We start from the raw sequence: 20146 nt of genomic DNA, 5'->3' as shown, positions 1-20146 counted from the left end.
AAATTCGAACTGACCTTTAAGGAGTATCATCCGCCACTCTGGCTCTCTCTGTGGATCAACGATGAATATCTGAAGCAGTACCGAAATATTTCCGGTACCGATGTCGGGGTGTTTTATATTGTGAAAGACGACCAGTTTGAGGGGCACATCCAAGTCGGTGCGAAAAATATATTGTACGAAGCGCTCAAAGACAGACTTTCTGATACTTTCTTCGAGAATCTGTATGACGAGTATTCGATGCAAATGAAGCATCTCTATGACCTGGAAAAGGAACTGGAAGCAGATAGAAACTATACGGCCGAAGAGCTTACCCGGTATCTAGAGGTACTCTCTCAGGCGACTGCAAAGATATATCCGATGAGTAATGCACTCTATCTCCTGAGTGAAGCGATCGAAGAACAGGCAAATGGAAAGCTCAAGGAGAGCGGATTCGACACATCAGTGAGCGCGTACATCTATCCGAAACGAGCGACGTATCTCGGACAACATCACGTGGATGCAGTGGCTTTGAAAGAGAGGTATTTCAAAGATACGCAACCGAGCACAGCGGATGTCGAAAACTTGCGCAAGAGTGACCCATCCTTTGGGGAGGCGTTTTCGGCTTTTGCTGCAAAGTATGCGTATTTGACTGCGCTCAATCTCGGTAAGCGCACACCTGAATCATTTATCCCCGATATCGCTTCCGCCGTCCATACGGGCTTGAAGCGGGAACCTGTGATCCCATCGGTCATTCAAACTGAGGTTGAATACCTGAGTCACATACTCTTCTTCAAAGATGAGATATCGACGTACGTGGTGCCGTATACCAAATTTGCTTTTGAGAGATTATGGGATAACTGTGCACAAACACTCAGATGCAGTATCGCGGAACTTCAAGAGTTGCATATCCCAGATATACAGAGGGCTTTACGGGGCGAAAGAGAAGGCATGAAAGAGCTCATGGATAAACGCCGGCAAGCGACGCTTTATTTCCACGTGCCTTTCGACGATATCGAAATAAGCGAAGGGGACGAGGCGGTGGAGCGAGTGGCGCTGCTGAAAGCGCAGTACATTGATCATCTAGAAACCCCTGACCAAAATGTGATCAGCGGAAAGATCGGATGTCATGGGTACGCCAGGGGCGTTGTGAAGATAATCAGATCGAGCAGAGAAATCCAGCAATTTCAGGAAGGGCAGGTACTGGTGACCGAATATACCGCTCCGGAGTTTGTTCCTGCTATGAAGAAGGCACTTGCGGTTGTAACTGATACTGGTGGTGCGACCTCACATGCGGCTATTGTTTCGAGAGAACTCAACATTCCGTGTATTGTTGGAACCAAGATCGCGACGCAAGTTCTCCATGATGGTGATCTGGTGGAGGTGGATGCGGATCATGGGGTGGTGCGGGTGATCGAGCGGGCGAGCGAGAAGTCTGACGATGTGCAAAGCCGGCCAATCACGACACTGCGGCAAGAGGCAAATGGAACGAGGGAGAGAAAGTTTTCTATTTTTGTTGAGGACAGAGACGTTCCCCTGAATCCTTGGTGTGTGCTTAACGACGTGTTTAGGAAGAGTCTCTCCGAATTGTCTCATGGTGATTTACCACCGTTAGACAACCTGTTCTATTTTGAAAAAGAGGTTGTCTTGTGGGGTGCTGATGCTGATCAGTTTTCCAAAGCAGGAAAATACTTTTCTCATAAGCTAAAAGAGAATCCAGCATTCTTAGACGATATTTCAAACGGCTTGAACAATTCATTTGAGTTCATAAAAAAATTCTCGAGAGAACTTATTGATTCGGATCTTAGCAAGAAGACAAGTAGAGAATTATTCGCTCTATACGATGAAAACTATCGAACGTGGATCGACATGTGGGCTTGGGGCCTGGTCGGTCAGTTTATTGACATGGGAGAAGAAAAACTATCCGATAAGGTAAAAAATGATGTCTGGAAGAAACTTGAAAAGTTTGGAAACCCGGAAATCATTTTTAGTAAATTGGTATCGCCAACAGAGCCAAATGTATTAACCGCAGAGATAAATGCTGTGTTGAACCTCGCGAGAGACGTAAAAAACGATAAGCTGCAAGAGGAAAGATTGCTCCGTGCAAAAACGTACACAGAACTTCCAAAGGGTATTCGTGACAAGCTGGAAGCGCTCTCGGTAAACTTTGGTTGGTTGCAATATTATTATTTAGGACCAGCCGCTAAACCGGACTACTATTTTTATCTACTGAAACGTAAGATCCCCACTGCTGTTGAAGACGAAATAATAAAGAGAGAGCAGGAATCTCGGGACCTTAAAGATCTTCAGGCAAGAGCGTGTGAAGGATTAAGCGAAGAAGAGGTGTCGACTATCAATTCTCTGAAAGATTTGTCACTTTTGAAAGAATTGAGGAAAGAGTATTCATTCCTTCTGAATTTTGCAATGGATAGATGGTATGAAGAAGTATCGAAAAGGTTCTCTCTCAATAAGTTGCACACAAGATATCTGTTACCAAAGGAATTTAGAAAAATGCTTGTAGATGGCGGGCTTTCCGTGACAAAGGAGGAGATGAAAAAAAGATATACATGCTGTTCCTACATAATGGTGGATGGCAAAGACGAGATATATTCTGGAGATGAGGCAAAAGGGATGAAGGCTCTGTTCAGCATGGCCGAGGACAAAGATATCGATGAGATGGGTACGTTGAAAGGTGCTGTTGCGTACCATGGAGGTGCGAAAGGTACCGTGAAAATAGTTAACTCAAAACATGACCTGGTGAAGTTCAACGAAGGGGATATCTTGGTCAGTATATCTACCAACCCCTCTTTGGTTCCGGCAATGAATAAAGCGGCTGCTATTGTTACCGATACGGGAGGCATAACTTGTCATGCCGCGATAGTGTCTCGCGAATTGAAGATTCCTTGTGTCGTCGGCACCAAGATTGCGACACAAGTCTTGAAAGACGGCGACCTGGTCGAAGTCGATGCAGACAACGGGGTGGTGCGGATGATCGAGCGGGTGGGAAGACGGGGTCATACGGGGAATGAACAAGAAATCAGTGAGCGGGACGATGTCGCGCAGAATAACGAAAGCAGTGATCCGAGTACAACGACTCCGCAAGTTCTTTCAAAGTTTTTCGAACGCGATGGCCGACCGCTCATGTATATGATGATCTGGTATCAGAGTGATAAGGAAGGGCTAGAGCGTTTCACGCGACAGTCCATATCACATACGATTATGCTGGTCCCCCCGAAAGGTCGGGCGCGCAGTGTCTGGTATGATGCGGCCGAGCTTGCTGAAATTGAAGCTGAAGCACTGAAGCGAATAAACGCCGATTCAGTATTACGGAAACGGATGATCGACCATACGGAATCGCAGTGGCAAAAGGTCGTGCCGTATCTCCGGGGGGAGAAAAAAATAGAAGATGTCGCGGAATTCGGTCGTCTGTATGCTGATGTCTGCGCATTTTGGTATGCGATGAGCACGATATATTTCAGGCTTCAATGGCGATGTTCCTCAAGGAGTCGTTCGAGAAATTGCTACCGGAATATGCACGATTCTCTGATGTCATCGCGGCTGCAGAGATACCCAGGCTTGCGGCCGGAGGGGACGATGAGCTGGTGAATGAACTGGAGATGCGGGTAACGGAAGGAGCATTCATACTCGATGGCAGTGTCTATCCAATGTCTACGTTAGCCGTAAAGATGACGGAAAATAACCTGATGTTTGAAACGGTCGATGTAGATATCGACGAGTTTTCTGGGGCGGTTGCGTACCGGGGTCATGTGAAGGGTGTGGTACGTGTCATCACCGGTCGCCGTGACTTGGTGAAGGTTAGGGAAGGCGATGTGATCGTCTCCGTGTTGACAGAACCCGACTATGTGCCCGCGATGCAGAAAGCCACCGCCTTTGTCACCGACGAGGGCGGTGTCATGTGCCACGCGGCGATTGTCGCACGGGAGATGAAAAAGCCCTGCATCATCGGGACCAAGATCGCGACCCAGGTCCTGCATGACGGCGACCTGGTCGAAGTCGATGCAGACAACGGGGTGGTGCGGGTAGTAGACAAAGTGGAATGGGATCTCCTTACTAATGTGAATAAGTGGCGGTTTTGGGGGAGATGGAGGATGTCTATTTTCGGGAATGGTCCATGGAATTGCTATGCGCGCAGCCGGGCATACAAGCAATTGGTAGTGCCGGATGGATTTTTGGCGGGTGCCATAAATGTGGATGGCTTTGTCTATGCCTTGGAAAAGGATCATCAATTATTCGAGGTATTCATTCAGAAAAAGTTTTCAGAGGATCGATCCTGGTTTCAAGATTTTTTCTCCGTATGCGAGGAATCATTGCGTCGCGCCAATGAGGCTGCTCTGGGAAAAGACATCCCTGCTCTTATGGATGCATACGCCGATATTGCCTGCTGTTCGATGCTCATACACTTTTGTGACAGGGGGTTGGAGCCGATCGTTCCCGAGTTTGCGGAGGAATGCGATTTGTCATCGGATACCTTTGCGAAGTTGCTTATTCCCTTCAAGCCGACGTATCTGATGCAGTATAAGGAAGCGCTTCGGAATCTGGTTCCCGGAGAGGAAGAAGATTTTCTTAAAAAATATTATTGGATGGGAGCGAGTTATCTCGGTGGGAAGAAATTGAAACGAGAGGAGATTGAACATGAAAAGGTGATGGCACTCGCAGAGGGAATACAGGAGCCCGGAGAAAATATTACCTTCTTAGGGGAATCTCTGACTGAAAAACTTTCAGTGCTTCGGAAACTTATTTATTATCGGTCAGTCAATGCGGAGACTATCAACAAGGTCATGTGTACCTGTTGGGATGCATTTGATGCGCTCGCTTTGAAGTTCGGTATTACGAGGACAGAACTTGACTTGATGATGCCTGCTGAAATCGCTGATTTGTGTCGGGGGGGTAGCTTACCTGAAAATCTCATTGAGCGATCAAATAGCTTCGGAATGTCTTTCATCGGAGATGATTTCCGGCTTTATTTTGGAAAGGAACTTGAGGAAAAATTGAAAATATTCGGAAGTGTAGATTTATCTCATCAGCAATCTGTTTCTGGAACGGTAGCCTTCAAGGGTCACGTAACCGGTGTCGCAAGGATTGTTATTGATGTGAGAGATCTCGAGAAAATACAGGCAGGCGATGTCGTCGTGGCCAATGAAACGATGCCGGAATATATCATGGGCATGAAAAAAGCCTCTGCTTTCGTGACAAATTTGGGCGGAATCACTTCCCATGCGGCGATTGTCGCACGGGAGATGAAGAAACCCTGCATCATCGGGACCAAGATCGCAACCCAGGTTTTGAAAGACGGTGACCTGGTGGAGGTCGATGCCTGCCCGTCCTCAGGCGTGGCGGACCACGGGATGGTGCGGGTCATACTCTCGCAGGCTTCCTTTGGCGGATCGAAACTGAAGAAGGTCGTTGCTCGAGAGTATGTGCCGTTGATATCGGATCTCTTCATCCAGGCGTACGCCGATTTTGGCACGTATCAGAAGATATTCCTCACGGATTATTATGTCCGTTCTGCGTATGTGAGTGGGACATATAATTATGGACCAGATGCCACTGGATTTGGGGAACACCTTTACGAGAAATCAAAAAATGAGAAAGGATATTTTGATACCATGTTCACCAATATCTATCGGTATGGTGAAGAAGTATACGATGTGGCTCTCGCACTCTCAAAGAGAGATTATCGAGACATGAAGAAAGGAGATGTCTTGAAATTGGCACGTGAATTCTTTGAAAGGTACAAGATTTTTTCGATTTCCTTGCTGGGTTTCTATCTCGAAAGCCCGATTGAAAAGGCATTGAGGAAAATTGCACAGAGAGCAGGCAATCCCGATGAGGCACTCTCATTTTTATCCTTTCCAGAAAAGGAAAATCTCGCTGCTTTTGAGCAGGAAAATCTTTATAAGATAGGAGCGGTAGTTGTCGCGGAAGAGGCCTCCTCCTATGCAGCACTTTCCGACCAGGCGAAAAGGCTTCTGGTCCAACATGCTGATGAGTACGGTTGGATCAACGCGCGCGGGGGACTCGATGAAAGCTGGAGTCCGCAAGATATCTATGACCGTATCGTCGGGATGGATATTGATTTTGAAAAAGAGAGTGTTGAAAATATTGAAAGGAAAAAAAAGCATAGTGTTGAGTCTGAGAAATACCTACAGCGCCTCAATCTCTCAGGTGAAGAGAAGGAGATAGTAAGAGTAGCAAAAGAGCTGGTGTATTTCCGCACCTATCGTACGGACTACCTCAATCGTATTATCTCAACGGTGAGACCACTCTTGCGAGCAGTGGCAGACGTCTACGATATGAGTCTGAAAGACCTGATGAGGTTACGGGTAGCTGAAATCCTCGACGGCACTATTCCTACCAAAGAAGAAATCGAGAACCGGAAGAAAGATTATTTTCTCGCGACCGTTACTCCGGGATCGACCATTTTCACTGCCGACCAAGAAGAGATTGCGAGGCTCAAGGAACAGTATATCGATCAACCTGTAAAAGGAGGTGAGGTGCGTGGGACAGTGGCGTTCAAAGGAAAGATTCAAGGACGGGTGAGGTTGGTGGTAAGGAGAAAAGACTTCGATGGTGTTCTGGAGGGTGATGTACTCGTCACGGCGATGACGACGCCGGATATGATGACGATTATGAAGAAGGCCATTGCGTTCGTGACTGATGAAGGAGGGGTGACATGCCACGCTGCCATCATCGCACGTGAAATGAGGAAACCCTGTATCATCGGTACGAAAATTGCAACACAAATCCTCCACGACGGCGACCTGGTTGAGGTGGATGCGGATCAGGGGGTGGTGCGGATTTTGGAGAAAACATAGTATAAGACATATGGATAAGACAGATTTTACACTTTTAACGCAAGAGGGATTTCATCCACTTTTTGCATTTAAAGGAATCGGGTATCTGTTCGCTCAGCATTTTCTTTATCAATATAGTCAGCATGATACGTTGACTATATATGATAAAGGGTTTTTTCGAAGCTTTATTTTTCGAGAAGGAATGAATCGGACATTGCAGGAGGGATTGGAACTTTTTTCTGACCGAGAGAAGTTTGATGCATATTTGAAAGACTTCGAAGTGTATTTGGAAAAAGCGAGACAGACCATTGATCGATTTACTGATAAGGAAAATATTACAGAATCGGATTGGATAGACTTGTCCACTACATTGAAAGAAATATGGGTATACCATGATAAGACGGAAGCAATTTTTACGGACCTTGCCTTCTCACAGTCGAAAGAGAATACACTTCTTCAAAATAACTTGCAGCGACTGGGCGAAATCAAATTTCCCTCGAGCGAAATATTGCATAAGCTTGGCTTGGATATTTTCTACCGCGTACTTGATATGATAGCAACGCAGTTTCGTGTTGCCCCGCAAGATATCAAGTTCTTTTCCGAGGATGAAGTGAAAAATCTCTTCTCTGGAAAGATGCCCGAACAAGAAATTGTAGAGCGACGGCAAAGAGCGTACATTTTGTATGGAACAGGCGGGAAAATCGAAGAGCCTAATTTTGAAGAAACAAAAAAAGTCATAGAACAATTTCGTCCAAAAAATCTGGATACCAGAGAGCTTCATGGCACGAGCGCGAGCCTCGGTAAGGTTGAAGGGAGAGCGCGGGTGATATTGGCCGATTACAGCGATGACTTCCGTGCTGTCGAAAATCAAATCGCTGAAATGCAGGAGGGAGAAATCCTCGTTACTGAAAATACGACGGTACAGTTTATGGTGATTTTACGAAAAGCTGTGGCGATTATTACAAATCAGGGCGGACTGAACTCTCATGCAGCTATTACAAGTCGTGAGCTTCACATCCCGTGTATCGTGGCGGTCTCGGATGCTACAGAGATTATTCGTACGGGTGATAGGATCAGTGTCAGCGCAGAAAAGAACGATGGTATTATTCATATCCTTTCAAGAAATAACTCGTAACGCTTATGACAAATGAATCTTTTACGCCACCAGTGGAGGGTAATCCTTCTAATGAAGAATCAGCAGAGGCAAAGCGTAAAGTTGCCTTGATGCGCCACTTGCCAAGAGACAAGGATTTTCAGCCTACCGAAGAAGGTAGGGAAGCGGCAAAATTGAAAGCGAAAGAGCTTATTTCGGAGCTTGAAGCGATGCCGATGGGGTCAGTGATGATCATCGTTCCTTCGATTGTTCCACGCAATGTTCTAACGAGGGATATTTTCGAGCGGGAGCTGAAAGAACATTACCAGGGCAATGAACATGTTCGATTTATATCCCTCTCAGATGCAGAGCGTTCTCGTGATTCGCTCGAGCAGGCGAAAGGAAATTTTGATAACAAGTTTGTTATTACCGATGCTACGCCGCAGACTCTTTTGGGCTATACAGAAACCAACCTTGCTCTCCCGGCTTTCAAAAAGTATCTCCAGATGTTCGATGGAGATGAAGAGCTGACTGGAAAATTCTGGTTGGCATCAAGTGAGGAACAGCAACAGATGAAAGATGAGATCACTAAGAAGGTTCCGGGTATTGATACCGAAGTTCTCTATTCGGGGGATTTTGTCCTGACGCCGGAAGATTTCGCCAGGAATTATATTCTTTCCATAAAAAGAATGCATGACCTTGCTGAGCGCTACTTTCCTCATCAGCTTACGAAAGTGGTGAATATAACGCATGATTTTTACAGCGACTTTGCTACCATGGCTCTTATGGGCAAGGAGCTGAATCTGAAAAGCTTTGAGGAATTTGGGAGCACCTTCAGAAATTTCTTGGAATCAACAGAGATAGAATTTCATGAGGAACAGATCGTGGTGAAGTATCGTGATCAAGTCGTTGCTATGAAAAAGAGTTTGGAAGAGATGCTACAAGATCTCGAAGTATTTTCTCGGAAAAGAAAAGAAGATTGGAGTCAACAAGATTAAGGTATGGAGATACCCATTGATCCACATGTGGAATTGTTCAAGTGGGGTCCGGCACCGCTACGGTATTTCTACCAGAGCGACTTCAATCTGATGATGGGTGGAGGAGTATTTGAGAAAAAATACCCCGAGTACATGTGGCCGCCCGCACTGGCTTTCTATAACGACCACACTATCTTGTGGGTGAATGAATTCGACGCCTTGCGAAAACAGGGGAGCGCTGCCTTCATGGATATATTCTTGAATGGAAAAGAGCAGCGTATTCGAGGAGACTATCAGCAGATGCTTGACCAGCTCGTCCGGATTGAGGGGCGTCTCGACGGTAGCGGAGTAGGGGGCCTCTCTGATGAGGATCTGATAGCCCGTTGGAATGAGCTCCACCGAGCAATCATCGGTTTCATCACCCCCGGGCTCATTCCCGAGCTTTGTAATTACGGTGCCGACAGACTTCTCGAGGATAAACTGAAGGGTTATTTGGGGGCATCGGTCGACTCGATACCGACGCTCATGGAAGTTCTCACTGCGCCAGAGGAAATCTCGTTCTATCAGGAAGAGGAGATGCGACTCGCCGAAACGGATGATATCGCGGAACACCAGAGGCAGTATTATTGGATTGGAAACAGTTATTCTCAGGTTGAAGCTTTGCCACAGTCGTTTTTTATTGAGCGGAAGAAGAATCTGCTTCCTGGTCTCCGAGAGAAGTCACGTCTGAGGATAGTCGAGGTACAACGAAACAAAGACGACGTACGGGGGAAATATTCCTTGCCAGAAGAAATCATGTCTATCGGGAAGGCAATCGGATCGAGTGTTCTCTGGCAGGATAATCGGAAAGAGAACATTCTCCGGTACCTGCATTATAAGAATATGTTGCTGGATGAGGTGATTCGTCGAAAAGGATGGCGGAAGGATGATCTCTTGAATTTTTCTTTCGAGGAAATCGCAGAGACGTTTACTGGGATAGATTACACGGAACAGATCGAAGAACGGAAGAAAGGTTTTGCCGAATATATTACAAATACGAGGACGCTCTTGAATGCGGACGAGTCGAGAAAGTACTTTGAGCTCTATTCAAATCAGGAGGCCTCAGGGGACGAACGGGAAATAAGCGGTATCGTTGCTAGTAAAGGTTTCGCTACGGGTCGGGTGAGGATTCTGCTCGATCCCCACCAATCGGATAGGCTGTTGCCAGGAGAGGTACTCGTGGCACCGATGACGAGCCCGGAATATATCTTTGCGATGCGCCGAGCAGTGGCTATCGTCACGGATTCCGGCGGACTTACCTCACATGCCGCGATCGTCTCTCGGGAACTGGAAGTGCCGTGTATTGTCGGCACCGGAGTCGTCACCCAGGTGCTCCATGACGGCGACTTGGTGGAGGTCGATGCGGATCGGGGGGTGGTACGGGTGATTGAGCGAGTGGGGGGTGTGGTTGAAGAGGGTCAAGGCCGATCGGACACGATGCTATCTGTGGATAATGTCGATGCCCAGACTAAGTACGAAAGAGTATATACGCGAGAGAATTGCCTACTCGCGTTTCAGGTATGGGAGGAGCATCAGACGAAAACAATTGCAGAATTATTGAATTGGGCTGATCGTCCGATTCTTTTCGATGCTCATGAGGGTGTCGCTCATGTCTATTATCATGAGCTGACATTTATTGATTATGAAGCAAATATTATAAAGAAGACGCTTAGGGATTCTGGTTTTATCACCAAGACCATGCATTGGTATGGGGAGATCCTAGATTATCTTGAGCCCGTATGGAAAGTGGGGCGACCGCTGCAAAGTAGAGAAAAACTTTTAGAATTCTATGAGCGGGCTTTGGACGCCTGGTGTGGCTTGGATATCTCATATGTTGTTCCGCTAATGGATCAGGCAAGTGTTGACGATAAGCGGCTCGCGATGAGTATGCGTGAGCGGGCTTCTGATTTTTTGGAAGAGATAGATCATGTGTTTCAGCGCACTTTGGGTGTTCTGTATCCTGAACTGGGTGACCTCGTAAAATATATTCGAATTGAAGAGGTACGGGGAGATGATATGTTTCCTACTATTACAGCTCTGAAGAACCGAAAGAGGCATTTCCTCTATTACGATAGGGAAATATATACAGACAGAACTCTGATTCAATTTCTAAAGAGCGCTCATATTGAAATCACGGAGGACTGTGTGAGTCCGGGGAGTGATACGGGGACGCTGAAGGGGCAGACTGCTACGAGAGGGAAAATTCAGGGTAGAGCACGGATACTTCATAGAAAGGCCGATATCTTACTTATACAAGCAGGTGAGATATTGATTACTGCGATGACTACTCCCGATTACGTTCCAGCAATGCAGCGCGCTGCAGCGTTTGTTACCGACGAGGGGGGTATCACTTGTCACGCCGCAATCATCGCGAGAGAGATGAAAAAGCCCTGTATTATCGGCACCAAGATCGCGACCCAGGTCCTCCACGATGGCGACTTGGTGGAGGTCGATGCGGATCATGGGGTGGTGCGGGTGATTCAACGGGCATCACTATGAGTGAGTATACATTTACCTTTGAATCAAAAGGAACAACGCTGTTTTTCGAAAGTATCGTTAATATCTATTACGATCCTGTCGGGACGGTAACTATCTCGCAGAACGGTGGTAAAAGAGTTTTTACGTCAGCGAAGACGCTTGAAACAATGGCCGAGCGCGGGATGGCTCTGCAGCCAGACGAATTGGAGGCAATCGTGAGAGAGACAGAGCAGACAATCGCGACGATGAATGCTGAGCTGACGACGTTTGCAACAAAAAGAAACTTCTCGAAACAGGACGCAGGACACATGGAAAAGATGCTCGCGAAATTTTGTCACAGCTACTTTGTTTTTGATCCGTACGCGTGGGATCGTGTCTCTGTCGCGGCGGCAGACGATCCTCAAGCGGCCAAAAAAATAGCGATAGTTCAGCAATGCAAAAATAAACTTCGGGCGGATGTCGACCCGACGTTTTTCCATGCTGACGGGTACCTTGGCACTTTAGTTCGGAAGACATCCGAGTGTTTGAGTATGCCAGAAACAATGCTGCAGTACTATCGAATTGAGGAACTGAGGCAGTTGTTTGATGGTGTGCGGGTCTCGCAGGCGGAAATTGATGCGCGACAGACGTTTGTTTTTGAAATCTCTGAAGATAACAATAGATTTTTCTCCGGCGAACGTGCAATAGAATTTGCAAAGCAGTTTTATGCGAAGAACGGCCAGGACGAGGCCTCAGAGATTTCTGGAAAAGTTGCGCATGATTCTGGGAGGAAAGTGAGAGGCAAGGTGAAAATTATCATACGGGATTATGGTGATCCTGAGAAAACCCGCCGCACAATAAACGAAATGAATAAGGGAGATGTGCTCGTTTCAACCACGACTGATCCGTATCTCATGGATGCGTTCAAGAAAGCAAGTGCCGTGGTGACTGATGTCGGTGGGTTGCTCTCGCATGCCGCGATAACTGCCCGAGAACTTGATCTCCCATGTATTGTCGGCACCGGAGTCGCGACGCAAGTCCTTCATGATGGTGATCTAGTGGAAGTGGATGCGGACCACGGGGTGGTGAGGATAGTACAAAGAGTATGATTATCCTCCCGAAAATATATACGAGGGATTTTCCCTTACTCCTCCTCCAGATATGGGGGAAGCGGTATCGCTCTTTTTTCGGCACGAAAATTGATATTTTTCCTCGAAACATCTGCATCTTTCGGAATGGTGTATGGGATGCGTATCGTCACCCGGCATTGAATGGCGAAATCAATGCTATCCTCCTGAAAAAAATCATCGAGAACCCAGCGTATGTGGAAAGTCTTTTTCTTCAGGCGCAAGAAAAAATTCAAGATTTGAGGAACCTGTGTATGCGTACGGATCTGAGTCAGAAGGAATTCATGACATTCATAGATTTTCTTCTGGAGGCTTGGGACTCATTATACGTAGCGCTCCATATCCCTTCGGATAAACGATTCAGCGAAGAGGACAGAGATCTCGCCTTTCGGTTCCGGAAGGGGATAGACCAATTTGAGTATCAGGCTTTCAATCATGTTCGTACGATACTGAGAACTCGATATCCAGATTTTGGATCGCAGTCCGATTTCCTTATGTTAGAGGAGGTGTCATCCGGAAATATTCCCTCACTATCGTCACTTGCCTTACGAAAAAAAGAGAAACTTATATTGGTGGATGATATGTTGACGTCGTCGTCGGAGTTTGATGAATTGCAGGTGAAATTTGATTTTCGACTCGAAGAAAGCGTTGACGTATCAGATATGAGCGAATTTCCCGGACAGGTCGCCTGCTTCGGAGTGGTGAGGGGTCGGGTGCGGCGGGTGATAAAAAACGAGGATATGAAGTCTTTCCGGGATGGTGAGGTGCTGGTCAGTCCGATGACGATACCGACTTTTCTCCCTATTATGAAAAGAGCGATTGCCTTCGTCACCGATGAAGGTGGCATCACCTGTCACGCCGCCATCGTCGCGCGGGAAATGAAGAAACCCTGTATCATCGGGACCAAGATCGCGACGCAGGTCTTGCACGATGGCGATCTGGTCGAAGTCGATGCAGATCGGGGGGTGGTGCGGGTGATTGAGCGAGTTTCAGATGCACTCTATAACAAAGATACTCATTGGACACATTACCTCACGCGTCCATTTACGCTATTTGGCGCATCGCTTTGGCAGGAGTGGTATAACTCGCCAGAGACTCTCAAGGTTCTGGGTTCACAAATGAAGAACGCCCTATTTATAGAACAGGTAACTGGCGTTGCGAGAAACTACAGAAAGTACGATGAGTTAGAAGACCACAAGCGGTATGTCAAAACGTTATGCGAACAGAATGAACAACAAGTAATAGTATTTCTTGAGGAGGGGGTACTCTTAAATCAAGAGGCGAAAAAGTATCTCTCAGGAGAAATGAAGTTCGTGGACATTGCAAGTGCGATGGATTTTCTGATTTGTCTTTCTCTCCGAGCCACCATTCTTCCATATTGGGTTATCGCTTTCTCAGAAGATATAACGTATCAAGATACACAACTCCTCACATTGGCAGAAGATATTCGTTCAGTATCTTTATACCCGAATCTTGTCTCTCAAGTTATTATTCCTCTTGCTGAGGAGGAATTACATGCGCGTGGGCTTGACCCCTCGGTTCTTCCTTACATGACCTTGCAAGAACTACTCTCTGGTGCCGCTGAGGTCGCAAGCCAACGTATGAGTCTATCTCACAGAAGAAAATTCTTTGTTTATCAGGTTCTCGATGGTGCCGAAAATGTTTCATTTGTTTCAGATCCAGCTGCGGTAATAGCAACACTCGAACATGTCGATGATCACGATGGGGTACGAGGGCAGACCGTATTTCAGGGGAATGTGAAGGGGATTGCGCGTATCGTGTATTCAATCGACGAGAAGAAAGAATTTAACATGGGAGATATCTTGGTTTCTATAAATTCAAATCCCTCTCTTTTGCCGCTAATACATAAGTGTGGCGCTATAATTACTGATGAGGGCGGTATCATGTGTCACGCGGCCATCGTCGCACGGGAGATGAAGAAACCCTGCATCATCGGGACCAAGATCGCGACGCAGGTCCTCCACGATGGCGACCTCGTCGAGGTGGATGCGGATCATGGGGTGGTGATGATCCTTGAAAGAGCGTCCAGTGCGAAAAGCGGAGTGGCTTTCGGTGACGGTGAAAACAAAGCGGAGTCCAGCCCCGAACGAAGTTCTGGTGCTGTGACAGATAATGGGGCGGTGAGGATTATAAAATAGTATGAATAATGCGCTACAAAAATTCAGTGGTTTGATGAATGGGCGGAAGCTGTGGCCACCGCTTCATAATTATACTTTTTTTGGACAAGGTTCTGCATTTAATACGGCAAAATATTTTGGAGATTACTATCCCGGCCTTCCGCCGCTGCATCTCATTCTGATTGCCAAAGAAGGGGATTCTCTGCAGATGCTTCCCGCCGATACCCTCGAATATTGCTCTCGTTATATTTTCAGATCGTACCTCAGTGGCTCGAATGAGGCTGAAAATCGTTTTCGTACATTTGATGAGATAGAGGCTCATATATCTTCACTCTACGAAGAGTATACCAGTAAGAAAGTCTTAGAAATTCCGACAAGCGAACTACTCCCTGTCATGGATGCTATTCGGGATGAAGTCTGGGGCCTGAATGGTTTCATATTTTTCACGGTGTATTTCGATAAAGAGATTTGTTTCGATGTACTGAAGGAGGTCGATTCCTTGATCTTTCAAGAACGACTTGATGAAATCTGGGAGAGGGCGACACATCCAGCAGTCGAGTCGTTCGAAAAAGCGCAGCAGCGATCTGTTTTGAAGACGATAGCCGAAGGCAGACCTTATGAATACAGAATAGAGAATGCCCGATTTATTTTCTCTAACTATTTCGGTGTGGAAACATTGGAAAAAACGGCTGAGAAAATCGATAGTGAATATGGCGCCTTCACACCAGATCAGGCTCGTTTGAAATTGATGGCGCTGGATAATGTATTAGAAGAAGCGAGGACTCGTCTTGATGATTGGACCAAGACGCTTTCAAAAGATGAGCAGGCTTTGGTTTGGTATATACAGAGAATTATTGAATACCGCGATCGGAGAAAGAATCTTTTTGCCAAGGCATTGGTTATTTGGTGGCTTATTTATGAAAAGGTGCTGACTGAAGCCCGGATGGATCATGCGTTGATAACCTCTATTCAGTTCGATGAGATGTTGCTCGGAGTTGAGTATCTGAAGCTGCATGCCACTGAAATTGAAGCGCGAAAGAATGGAGCTGTTCTGCTCATCGAGTTTGATGGAACGATCACGCTTGAGCCGATTGAGTATGATATCGCCAAACAGCAGCTCACTGAGTTTTACGTTCAATCGGTTACCGGTGGAAAAAATGGAGATACGCTACGGGGGCAGATCGGATCACCAGGGAAAATCCAGGGAAAGGCATGTATAGTATTGGATGCCAGCAAATTCGACCACTTCAGAGATGGCGATATCCTCGTCACCGGGATGACTCGTCCGGAGTTTGTTCCACTTATGAAACGAGCAACTGCCATTATCACGGATGAAGGCGGCATCACCTGTCACGCGGCCATCGTCGCCCGTGAGCTCCGAAAACCCTGCATCATCGGTACGAAAATTGCAACACAAGTACTTCACGACGGTGATCTGGTCGAAGTGGACGCGGACAACGGGGTGGTGCGAGTGCTCGAGCGGGCAGGATAATCCCTTCAAAAAAAAAGCCCCGGAGAGACAGCGCTCATTGAGCGGCGTCCCTTCCGGGGCGTTGCGGTTGGTGGGTGATCAGGTGGCCAGGTAGTCGATGTATTGCACGCCGGCTCTCGACACTTGGAAGCAGCTACACTCAGCCGCCGATGTGTTGTAGAGCACCTCCCGACTCTGTTCGTCTATCTCGCCGGCGAGGACCTGGAGTAGTGCCTCGGCGAGGCAGCTTCCGATTACTCCGTGATTGCTCACGAAAATCTGCCGGGCGGCTGCGATCCCGAGGATCCCGAGTAGGTTACCGAGCATCTCGGCTCGGAAGGTTGGCCAGATCGACATCGTGTCGGCCCGGAGATACTCGCCGTAGTTGTTGTATTGTAGTCCAGCGCCGATTCGGAGGAGCTCGGCGAAATGCCCCGGGGTCGTCGGCGAGTAGAACTGCACCCCCGTGCCGATGTGGAACATCGGATTGGAATCGATCCGGCTTTCAACGGTGGCGATCAGTGCCGTATGGATGGCGCGGGGTGCCGGCGACGAGATCACCAGGTCATAGGGAATCCCGACGATCTTCTGACCGAGCCTGCGGACCTGTGACCGGCCCTTTTCCGTCAGCTGACGCTGGAAATCGGTGCCATCAGCCGTACTCGCTTGCGGGGCGGCATTGCCGTGCCGGTAGATGTGGAACTCCACATCGGGCCGCAGCCTGTCTCTGAGTGCCGACATTCGAGCCATCGAAATGCCACGCAGAGGATGTTCAGTATAAACGGGTTCGATCATGGTGTAACCTCCTGGGTTTGATCGTTGATCGGGTTGTCAAGGTGTTTCATCAAAGCAACACTTGAGTCGCTCTGACAAGATAAGATAGCACAATTCGATAGTCCTGTCAATCGTCGGCACATCCCGATGTCGACAAATTCCAAGAATACACGCTCTGTGTCAAAATAGAGGAGTCATACGCTAGACTATAAACTTTTAAGAAAACAAGTATGGAAGGGGGAAGTTTCAAGTCAATGGAGGGTGGCCCCGAGCGGGGACCAGAAAGTAAAGAACAAGAGCCAAAACAAATCACGAGGGTGATCCTGGAACTCATGCGCCATGGAAAGCGAGAGAGAGGGAAGACAGTGGAAGAGGAGGCAAATCCGAATCTGCGCCTGACTCCAGAGGGCCGCGCACAAGTCACCGAGCATGGGAAGACAGTCGACCCTCAGCCGGAAGTTGCCATGGGCATGGGGAGTTCGCGCGTACGGACCCAGGAGACGGCGTACCGGGTGATGCTCGCCAACGAGGATATTTCTCCAGATGATTCGCTTGAGGTGATCGAAGCGAAGGTCGCGGAGCAGGTTCACTATGGGAAAAAGATGCTCGTGGATGATCGCTTGGGTTTCACTGATGAGGGTCCGATCGGTCCTGATGGTGTGAAGGCATATATGGAAAAGCGCTACCTGCCATGGGCGATGAATGACAGTGATCGAGACGCGATTGAAAAGGGAGATGAAAAATCCTCGACGTATACCCGAATGGCCGGGAACGTAGCCGAGATCGTCGCCCGCTATGCGACGGTGGGAAATAATTTCCAGCGGATCGTTGCTAGGGATACAGAGGGGAAATATGAGGAAACCGGAAATCAACTTGAGCGATACCTAGGGACACATATGGGTATCGCGGAGTGCTTCACTGCCAAAGTACTTGAGACCGTCAAAGGTGTGGAGGCCAAGGATAAGTTCGTACAGTCTATCGGTTCGGGTTTTTTGGAGGCTGAGGGTGTGCGTATCGAGATCGTAAATACCGGAATGGATCAGACCATCGTGCTGACATACACGATCAAGGATGCCGAGCAAGGTGATCGGAAGGAGTCGGTCCAATTTGGTCGAGAGGTATTGGCGAAAATTATCGATGACCGGAAGGCATTCGAAACACTCGTAACCACTGCCAATCAGCAGGAATAGTGAGCGATACCTGATGCTCATTCTAGGACGTAGTATGGAATATGACTTACGAGATACTGGAAAAATTTAAGAGTATAGTCGGTGATGACCCAGTCTTTGTCATTCACGCCACGATGGCACCCTTCTTCATGTGCGTACCATGGAATACCCAGGAGTATCCGCTACACACCCTTTTTCTCGCGAAGGGGCGCGATACCTGCATCGCTCTGAATGAGAAAAGATATTTTTCCCTCGCGACAGAGAAATTTCGCCAATACTATGCGGGGACGATATCGCTCCGAGAACTCGAAGAGGAGTATCGCGTATACGAGCGGGATGCGCGGCAGTTGTATGACGAGGTGACCGACAAGACGCTCTCTGAGCTAGCGGACGCGGAACTGCAGGAGTATATGCTTGTCATTATGAATCGTCTGTACCCCGAACTGCTAGCGACTATCTATATCGAGACGATCGACCACGACAAGATACTCGATGTCATCGGTATCGAGCATAGGAGTGAACTCGACGCGATATGGGAACGCGCGACACAGGCGACCTTTGTCTCTTTTGAGGGGCGCTATCTCTGCAATATGACCGAGCTCGTAGCGGCTGGCCAGGGCGACATCGTGCGGAAGGCGAAGTTCATGTTCACGGATTACTTCCGGTCGAAGAGCGACGACGAGATCGCGGTGGCACTGGACGATGTCCGATCTCATCTCCCCGAGAAGACACAAGAAGCGGAGCGCCTCTATACGGAGGCACAAGATCGAGCGAATGCGCATCTGGCCTGGCGAGAGACGCTCACGCCAGACGCACGGCGTCTCGTCGAATATGCACAGCTCGTTATGCGTTTACGTGATATCCGGAAGGATCCGATCGCTCAGATGCTCGCCGTCATGCTCGAGGTCGGCACTCTCATGACCGAGCGAGCCGGTATAGAACCGAGGTTTGTGCCCTATATTCTGCTCGCTGAATATACAAAAGGAGTTGCATATCTGAAGAGCAAACAAGACGACATCAGCACTCGGGATCAGGGATGTCTCTATCTCGCGAATCCTGATCATTCGTACGAAGTCGAGTACTGTGATTTCCCAGATGCCATAGCACAATTTGATGCCTGGACGAAACATCAGGTCCATGACTCCAGTGAGCTGAAGGGGCAAACGGCTTGCCGCGGACGCGTGCAAGGAATCGTGCGGGTTGTATCCGACCCTCACGATGATCATGGCTTTCAAGAGGGGGACATACTCGTGACGAGCATGACGCGGCCAGAGTTTGTACCGATCATGAAGCGGGCTGGGGCCGTAGTCACCAATGAGGGTGGGATAACCTGTCATGCGGCTATCGTCTCCCGCGAGCTTGGCATCCCCTGTATCATCGGCACCAAGATTGCGACGCAGGTACTTAAGGATGGCGACTTGGTCGAGGTGAATGCCAATGAGGGGGTGGTGCGGATTCTCGGAGAATAAAAAAAGCCCCACTCCTCGACCATTCGCGCGATGCGTGAAAGGAGAGGAAGCGGAGCGGGGGCGAGGGGAGTGGATCAGCCCTGTTGGAGCAGGGTGATCTCCTTGGTTAAGGCGTCGAGGCCGAACAGGGCCCCTTTCGGAGGGACTCCACTGTAGCCGAGGGCAAGTAGTAGTTCTCCGCCGCCGCAGAGCAACGCGCCATTGCCCAGTCCGTTGACGAACGCCCACGGATCGAAGCCCGGGGTCCCGACGAGGCCGAGATATTTCTCGACCGGCACTTCTCCCTCCGACAAGACGATCATGTCGCCTTCGCCCGGATTCTTACCGAAGCGGATGCCGTCGCATGAGCCGCAGAAAGGGGAAGTTTCAAAGGGCACATCTGACGCTATGGGCAACTTGCGGCGGATAGCGTCGGCGATTTCCTGGAAGCGTCGGCCACTTCCGGCGACGACCCTGGTCACACCGGATGGGATGGTGAGGCGGGCTAATTGTTCGCGCCCGTCTTTTGTGTGAAGCGGGTTAAACCCCTCATACCGCTTGCCGTGAGAGATGAGAAACGCAGTTGTCATGGTGCACCTCCTGTGCTGTGGACTACAATTGACAAGGAATGCATCAAAAGAGGAATGCTCCCCAGTTGATTG

Annotated in this window: 12 protein-coding genes and 3 pseudogenes; 13 read left to right on the top strand and 2 right to left on the bottom strand. The window is 48.4% G+C overall.

Features of this window, described 5'->3' with window-relative positions:
* The first annotated feature begins 237 nt into the window (after window positions 1-237).
* The 11 genes and pseudogenes from IPJ68_03310 to IPJ68_03260 all read left to right on the top strand — a co-directional run bounded on the left by IPJ68_03310 (window position 238) and on the right by IPJ68_03260 (window position 16114).
* Window positions 238-1383 (top strand): annotated as a pseudogene (locus tag IPJ68_03310) (hypothetical protein).
* Between the two features lie 462 nt (window positions 1384-1845).
* Window positions 1846-3582, top strand: a complete 1737-nt coding sequence (locus IPJ68_03305) for a hypothetical protein (protein QQR79248.1) — start codon at window positions 1846-1848, stop codon at window positions 3580-3582.
* A 338-nt stretch (window positions 3583-3920) separates the two neighbouring features.
* A pseudogene (locus IPJ68_03300) lies at window positions 3921-5312 on the top strand (hypothetical protein).
* 291 nt (window positions 5313-5603) lie between these two features.
* Window positions 5604-6812: a hypothetical protein gene (locus IPJ68_03295; protein QQR79247.1), complete on the top strand. Its 1209-nt coding sequence runs from the start codon at window positions 5604-5606 to the stop codon at window positions 6810-6812.
* 10 nt (window positions 6813-6822) lie between these two features.
* Window positions 6823-7926, top strand: a complete 1104-nt coding sequence (locus IPJ68_03290) for a hypothetical protein (GenBank protein QQR78089.1) — start codon at window positions 6823-6825, stop codon at window positions 7924-7926.
* 5 nt (window positions 7927-7931) lie between these two features.
* Window positions 7932-8882 carry a hypothetical protein gene (locus IPJ68_03285; GenBank protein ID QQR78088.1) on the top strand — a complete coding sequence of 317 codons (951 nt, stop codon included), beginning with the start codon at window positions 7932-7934 and terminating at the stop codon, window positions 8880-8882.
* A gap of 90 nt (window positions 8883-8972) precedes the next feature.
* Window positions 8973-10280: pseudogene (locus tag IPJ68_03280) on the top strand (hypothetical protein).
* A 57-nt stretch (window positions 10281-10337) separates the two neighbouring features.
* On the top strand, window positions 10338-11399 hold the full coding sequence (locus IPJ68_03275) for a hypothetical protein (protein ID QQR79246.1): 1062 nt from the start codon (window positions 10338-10340) through the stop codon (window positions 11397-11399).
* Window positions 11396-12466 (top strand): hypothetical protein, encoded by a 1071-nt coding sequence (locus IPJ68_03270; protein QQR78087.1) that lies wholly within the window; start codon window positions 11396-11398, stop codon window positions 12464-12466. Before IPJ68_03275 ends, IPJ68_03270 begins: the two co-directional genes overlap by 4 nt.
* Complete coding sequence (locus IPJ68_03265) at window positions 12463-14643, top strand: hypothetical protein (protein QQR78086.1); 2181 nt, start codon at window positions 12463-12465, stop codon at window positions 14641-14643. The genes IPJ68_03270 and IPJ68_03265 overlap by 4 nt, the downstream gene beginning before the upstream one ends.
* 187 nt (window positions 14644-14830) lie before the next feature.
* The gene (locus tag IPJ68_03260; GenBank protein QQR79245.1) at window positions 14831-16114 is read left to right on the top strand and encodes a hypothetical protein; all 1284 of its coding nucleotides are present in this window, start codon (window positions 14831-14833) and stop codon (window positions 16112-16114) included.
* A gap of 78 nt (window positions 16115-16192) precedes the next feature.
* Here IPJ68_03260 and IPJ68_03255 read toward each other — a convergent pair whose 3' ends face one another.
* Window positions 16193-16888, bottom strand: a complete 696-nt coding sequence (locus IPJ68_03255) for a histidine phosphatase family protein (protein ID QQR78085.1) — start codon at window positions 16886-16888, stop codon at window positions 16193-16195.
* 209 nt (window positions 16889-17097) lie between these two features.
* Between IPJ68_03255 and IPJ68_03250 the strand changes: the two genes are divergently transcribed.
* Both IPJ68_03250 and IPJ68_03245 read left to right on the top strand, forming a co-directional pair.
* Window positions 17098-18057 (top strand): histidine phosphatase family protein, encoded by a 960-nt coding sequence (locus tag IPJ68_03250; protein QQR78084.1) that lies wholly within the window; start codon window positions 17098-17100, stop codon window positions 18055-18057.
* A gap of 128 nt (window positions 18058-18185) precedes the next feature.
* Window positions 18186-19505 (top strand): hypothetical protein, encoded by a 1320-nt coding sequence (locus IPJ68_03245; protein QQR79244.1) that lies wholly within the window; start codon window positions 18186-18188, stop codon window positions 19503-19505.
* A 74-nt stretch (window positions 19506-19579) separates the two neighbouring features.
* On the opposite strand, the gene IPJ68_03240 is transcribed toward IPJ68_03245, so the two are convergent.
* Window positions 19580-20074: a hypothetical protein gene (locus tag IPJ68_03240; GenBank protein ID QQR78083.1), complete on the bottom strand. Its 495-nt coding sequence runs from the start codon at window positions 20072-20074 to the stop codon at window positions 19580-19582.
* Window positions 20075-20146 lie beyond the last annotated feature (72 nt).

The organism is Candidatus Moraniibacteriota bacterium (assembly GCA_016699425.1).
Taxonomy (GTDB): Bacteria; Patescibacteriota; Minisyncoccia; order Moranbacterales; family UBA1568; genus SSEF01.
The sequence above is the reverse complement of the archived record's forward strand: the minus strand, read 5'-3'. Positions and strand labels throughout refer to the sequence as shown.

What these genes read in the sequence shown, in the direction of transcription:
- IPJ68_03250 (QQR78084.1), top strand. Translation starts at nt 17,098, where the DNA reads ATGGAAGGGGGAAGTTTCAAGTCAATGGAGGGTGGCCCCGAGCGGGGA.
- IPJ68_03290 (QQR78089.1), top strand. Translation starts at nt 6,823, where the DNA reads ATGGATAAGACAGATTTTACACTTTTAACGCAAGAGGGATTTCATCCA.
- IPJ68_03270 (QQR78087.1), top strand. Translation starts at nt 11,396, where the DNA reads ATGAGTGAGTATACATTTACCTTTGAATCAAAAGGAACAACGCTGTTT.
- IPJ68_03240 (QQR78083.1), bottom strand. Translation starts at nt 20,074, where the DNA reads ATGACAACTGCGTTTCTCATCTCTCACGGCAAGCGGTATGAGGGGTTT.
- IPJ68_03305 (QQR79248.1), top strand. Translation starts at nt 1,846, where the DNA reads ATGTGGGCTTGGGGCCTGGTCGGTCAGTTTATTGACATGGGAGAAGAA.
- IPJ68_03285 (QQR78088.1), top strand. Translation starts at nt 7,932, where the DNA reads ATGACAAATGAATCTTTTACGCCACCAGTGGAGGGTAATCCTTCTAAT.
- IPJ68_03265 (QQR78086.1), top strand. Translation starts at nt 12,463, where the DNA reads ATGATTATCCTCCCGAAAATATATACGAGGGATTTTCCCTTACTCCTC.
- IPJ68_03260 (QQR79245.1), top strand. Translation starts at nt 14,831, where the DNA reads ATGCTTCCCGCCGATACCCTCGAATATTGCTCTCGTTATATTTTCAGA.
- IPJ68_03245 (QQR79244.1), top strand. Translation starts at nt 18,186, where the DNA reads ATGTGCGTACCATGGAATACCCAGGAGTATCCGCTACACACCCTTTTT.
- IPJ68_03295 (QQR79247.1), top strand. Translation starts at nt 5,604, where the DNA reads ATGTTCACCAATATCTATCGGTATGGTGAAGAAGTATACGATGTGGCT.
- IPJ68_03275 (QQR79246.1), top strand. Translation starts at nt 10,338, where the DNA reads ATGCTATCTGTGGATAATGTCGATGCCCAGACTAAGTACGAAAGAGTA.
- IPJ68_03255 (QQR78085.1), bottom strand. Translation starts at nt 16,888, where the DNA reads ATGATCGAACCCGTTTATACTGAACATCCTCTGCGTGGCATTTCGATG.